The sequence below is a fragment of the uncultured Stenotrophomonas sp. genome (genome assembly GCF_963519925.1).
Classification (GTDB): domain Bacteria; phylum Pseudomonadota; class Gammaproteobacteria; order Xanthomonadales; family Xanthomonadaceae; genus Stenotrophomonas; species Stenotrophomonas maltophilia_AE.
The window spans coordinates 1-2874 of the sequence record NZ_CAUQPH010000241.1 but is presented as its reverse complement, the minus strand read 5'-3'; the positions used below and the strand labels follow the sequence as shown (position 1 = coordinate 2874).

The 2874-nt window shown below is 70.4% G+C and carries 3 protein-coding genes and 1 pseudogene; 1 reads left to right on the top strand and 3 read right to left on the bottom strand.

The annotated features are described in order from the left end of the window. The 3 genes from RWO33_RS20025 to hemA all read right to left on the bottom strand — a co-directional run. Positions 1–214: tetratricopeptide repeat protein (locus RWO33_RS20025; protein ID WP_314107201.1), on the bottom strand; the 214-nt coding region annotated here is incomplete at its 3' end. Continuing rightward, positions 211–1296: a peptide chain release factor 1 gene (gene prfA, locus RWO33_RS20020; protein WP_314107200.1), complete on the bottom strand. Its 1086-nt coding sequence runs from the start codon at positions 1294–1296 to the stop codon at positions 211–213. The genes prfA and RWO33_RS20025, both read right to left, overlap by 4 nt. Beyond that, complete coding sequence (hemA, locus tag RWO33_RS20015; RefSeq protein ID WP_314107198.1) at positions 1274–2557, bottom strand: glutamyl-tRNA reductase; 1284 nt, start codon at positions 2555–2557, stop codon at positions 1274–1276. The genes prfA and hemA overlap by 23 nt, the downstream gene beginning before the upstream one ends. 64 nt (positions 2558–2621) lie before the next feature. Between hemA and RWO33_RS20010 the strand changes: the two are divergent. Then, positions 2622–2874: pseudogene (locus RWO33_RS20010) on the top strand (hypothetical protein); the annotation flags it as partial.

The window sequence follows — 2874 nt, the reverse complement described above, 5'->3', positions numbered from 1 at the left end:
CGTGGCGACCCTGCGCCCAGCGGGTGCGGCCCATCCGCGCCAGCGCTTCGGGGTGGCCTGGGCGCAGCTGCAGCGCGCGCTGGGCCGCCTGTTCGCCGGCTACGGTATCGCCGGCTTCGAGTTCGGCATCGGCCAGCATCACCCAGGCAATGAAGTCCTGCGGCTGGCGCTGCACCGCGACGCGCAGCTGCTCGCGCTGCGGGTCCATGCTCACGCGCCGGCGGAGAGCTGGGCCAGCTCGTCGGCCTGGTGTTCGTGGATCAGCCGCTCGACCAGGGTGTCCATCTCGCCGGCGATGATGTTGGGCAGGTCGTACAGGGTCAGACCTTCCACGCGGTGGTCGGTGATCCGGCCCTGCGGGAAGCTGTAGGTGCGGATGCGCTGGCTGCGGTCGCCGCTGCCCACCTGCAGCCGTCGGCTTTCTGCGGTGGCCGCGGCCTGCCTGCTGCGTTCGCTGTCCAGCAGCTGCGCCTTCAGGCGCTTCATCGCCTTGTCGCGGTTGGCGTGCTGGCTGCGTTCGGTCTGGCATTCCACCACCACGCCGCTGGGCACGTGGGTGATGCGGATCGCCGATTCGGTCTTGTTGACGTGCTGTCCGCCGGCGCCGGAGGAGCGGAAGGTATCGACCTTCAGGTCGGCCGGGTTGATCACGATCTCGTCGACCTCGTCGGCCTCGGGAATGATCGCCACCGTGGCCGCCGAGGTGTGGATGCGGCCCTGCGATTCGGTGGCGGGCACGCGCTGCACGCGGTGGGTGCCGGATTCGAACTTGAGCTTGGAATAGGCGCCGCGGCCGACCACGCGGGCCACGACCTCCTTGTAGCCGCCGTGCTCGCCGGGATTGTCCGATTCGATCTCGACCTTCCAGCCCTGGCGTTCGGCATAGCGCGCATACATGCGGAACAGGTCGCCGGCGAAGATCGCCGCCTCGTCGCCGCCGGTACCGGCGCGCACTTCCAGGAACAGGTTGCCGTCATCGCGCGGGTCGCGCGGCACCAGCAGCAGGGCCAGGTCGTGGTCGAGCTGCTGCAGCCGCTGCTGTGCGGCGGCGATTTCCTCCTCCGCCAGCTCGCGCAGGTCCGGGTCGGCGCGCATCGCTTCGGCGGCGGCCAGGTCGGCCAGCGCGCGCGCCTCGTCGGACAATGCGCTGGCGATCGGCTGCAGCTGCGCGAACTCGCGCGACAGATTGCGGAAGCGCTCGTTGTCGCCGACCACGTCCGGGTCGGCCAGCAGGCGTTCAAGTTCTTCGCGGCGCTCGGCCAGCGCTTCCAGCTTACGGCGCAGGGTCGGCGTCATCGTTCCTCTCGGCAGCGTGGTGGTAACCCGGCTTGGCCGGGAACAGGCGCTCGGCGGCGCGGGTCAGTTCAGTATCGCCGCTCAGTGCGGCCGCGCGAAGCGCGGCGGTGGGCGGATGCAGCAGGCGGTTGGTCAGGCCATGCGCGAGCAGTTCCAGCACCTCTTCCGCCGACTTGCCCTGGGCCAGCTGCTGGCGGGCCTTGTCCAGCATCTCCACGCGGGTCGCTTCGCCGTACGCGCGCAGCTGCCGCAGCGGTGCCTGGTGCGCGCTCGCCTGCTGGGTCTCGACGAAGCGCGACACCTGCAGCTCGATGATCGCCTCGGCTTCGGCGGCTGCTTCGCGGCGGCTGCGGCGGTTGTCTTCCACCGCCCGTTCCAGGTCGTCCACGGTGTACAGGAACGCGTCCTTCAGGTCCGCCACCCCGGATTCGATATCGCGCGGTACCGCCAGGTCGAACAGCAGCATCGGCCGGTGCTTGCGGGCCCGCAACGCGGCCGCGACCTGCGCCTGGCCGATCACCGGCTCGCGCGCCGCAGTGGCCGAGAACACCACGTCGGCTTCGCCCAGGTGGCGCTCCAGCTCGCTCAGTGGCAGGGCCACGCCACCGTGGCGGGTCGCCAGTTCCTGGGCGTGGGCGAGGGTGCGGTTGGCGATCAGTAGGCGGCGCACGCGGCCCTCGCTCAGGTGCCGGGCCGCCAGTTCGATGGTTTCGCCGGCACCCACCAGCAGCACGGTGGAATCCTCAAGCCGCGCGAACGAGTTCTGCGCCAGGCGCACGGCGGTAGATGCAACCGACACCGGATTGGCACCGACCCGGGTATCGGTGCGGGCGCGCTTGGCCACCGAGAAGGTCTGCTGGAACAGCCGGTCCAGGCGCTGTCCGAGCAGGCCATGGTCGCGCGCGGTGGCCCAGGCATCCTTGACCTGGCCGAGGATCTGCGGCTCGCCCAGCACCATCGAGTCCAGCCCGGTGGCGACCCGGAACAGGTGGCGCACCGCATCGGCGTCGGCATGCTGGTACAGATAGCCCTGCAGCTGCCCGGCCTGGCTTTCCAGCCACTGCGCCAGCGCCTCGCCGGAGTCGGCCACGGCGTACAGTTCGGTGCGGTTGCAGGTGGAGAGCAGCACCGCCTCGGCCACCTGCGGAGTATCGCGCAGGGACGCCAATGCCTGGGGCAGGGCGTCGCCGCCAAAGGACGCGCGTTCGCGCAGCTCCACTGGCGCGGTCTGGTGATTCAGTCCGAGCACCCACAGGGTCATTGTTCAGTTGCTTGCGATAAGCTGCTGGCCATTCAAGTCGTCATTTTAAGGCCAGAAGCCCCCGATGCCCGCATTGATTCGCATCTCCAGCGTTCTGCTGCTGTCCCTGCTCGCCGTCCCGCCCCTGCTGGCGGCCCCTGCGGCCCCGGCCGCAAAGGCGAACGCTGCCGAACCTGCGTCGTTGACCCCGGTCATGGCCGGCGAGTTCGCGCTGCAGGCAGGCAAGCTGGCCGAAGCCGCGCGCTGGTACCTGGAGGCCGCCGAAGCCGGTCGCGACGACGCCGGGCTGGCCGAGCGCGCGACCCGCATCGCCATGC

Bases quoted from the DNA above. Each gene is read 5' to 3' on its own strand.
- prfA (WP_314107200.1), bottom strand. From the start codon at position 1,296: ATGACGCCGACCCTGCGCCGTAAGCTGGAAGCGCTGGCCGAGCGCCGC.
- hemA (WP_314107198.1), bottom strand. From the start codon at position 2,557: ATGACCCTGTGGGTGCTCGGACTGAATCACCAGACCGCGCCAGTGGAG.